At 71.7% G+C, this 1196-nt stretch carries 2 protein-coding genes; one reads left to right on the top strand and one right to left on the bottom strand.

Annotated features, from left to right (window positions below; translation table 11 throughout):
• On the top strand, positions 1-668 hold a 668-nt coding region (locus AOK08_RS42170), incomplete at its 5' end, for an alpha/beta fold hydrolase (RefSeq protein WP_055535888.1).
• Positions 669-676: 8 nt separating this feature from the next.
• On the opposite strand, the gene AOK08_RS42165 is transcribed toward AOK08_RS42170, so the two are convergent.
• Positions 677-1196 (bottom strand): helix-turn-helix transcriptional regulator (locus AOK08_RS42165; RefSeq protein WP_198539574.1); only part of this gene is annotated, 520 nt, incomplete at its 5' end.

The following is a 1196-nucleotide window of genomic DNA, read 5'->3' as shown; positions in this document are numbered from 1 at the left end:
GCTGGGGGACGGGCGGGTCCTCCGCGATGGTCGCAGGGCTCGGCCTGGACGTACTGACGGAGCACTACGCCGAAATCGTACGTTCGTTTGAGATCGCGCCGGTGATCGTCGGCCACTCGGTCGGCGGACTGATCGCGCAGCATCTCCTCGGCGCCAACATCGGCCGGGCCGCTGTGGCCATCGCGCCGGCCCCGATCAACGGCATTCCGCTGCCCGGCCCGCCGGCCGGGTTCTGGACTCCTGGGCGGACTGTCGCCGACGAGCACCTGGTGGCCCTGTCGCCGGAGCAGTTCCACCACGCCTTCGCGAACACCGTCGGCGCGGCGGAGTCCGATCGGCTCTTCGAACGCCATGTGGTGCCGGCCCCCCGCCGTCTGTTCGCCGACCTCGGCTTCGGGGGCGGGGCACGCAGTCCGCGCGCCGTGGTGGACGTCCACAACGCGGACCGCGGCCCGCTCCTGCTGATCTCCGGGCAGGAGGACCTGCTGGTGCCCGACTCGGTGACCCGCGCGGCGTACAAGAAATACGGCGACTCCACGGCCGTGACCGACCTGAAGCAGTTCGCGGACCGTGCCCACTCCCTGGTCATCGACAGCGGCTGGAGGATCGTCGCCGACCACGTACTCGGCTGGCTGGACGAACGTGGCCTGCGCGCCCATCACACATAGCGCCCGGGTCACCTGTTCTGGTCGCCGGGAGTCCTCGTGAGCGCGTCGCGGAGGGCGGCGCGTGAGGTGATGCCCAGTTTGGGGAAGGCGCGGTAGAGGTGTGAGCTGACGGTGCGGGGCGAGAGACGCATGCGTTCGCCGATCTCCTTGTTGGTGAGCCCGCCGGCGGCCAGGTCGGCGATGCGGCGTTCCTGCCAGGTCAGTGCCGTCAGGTGGGCCGAGGAGGTGGAGGCGGCCGTACCCGTGGCGCGGAGTTCGGTCCGGGCGCGCTCGGCCCAGGTGGGTGCGCCCAGTTGCTCGAAGGCTTCCGCGGCCTTGAGCAGTGACGGCCGTGCGGACCTGGGTCCGTGGGTGTGGCGTTCGTGGATGCCGTGGGCGAGGTGGACGCGGGCGAGTTCGTAGGGGAAGTGGTGGGCGGCGGGGTGGGTTTCGGCGTGCCGGTAGTGGGTGCCGGCCTGGGCGGGGTCGGTGGCGGTCATCGCGAGGGCCGCGTGGGTGACGAGGGCGAGGCGGGGGGAGATGCCGGGG

The sequence above is a fragment of the Streptomyces graminilatus genome (assembly GCF_001418565.1).
Lineage (GTDB): Bacteria > Actinomycetota > Actinomycetes > Streptomycetales > Streptomycetaceae > Streptomyces > Streptomyces graminilatus.
This window is presented reverse-complemented; position numbering and strand designations above follow the sequence as displayed.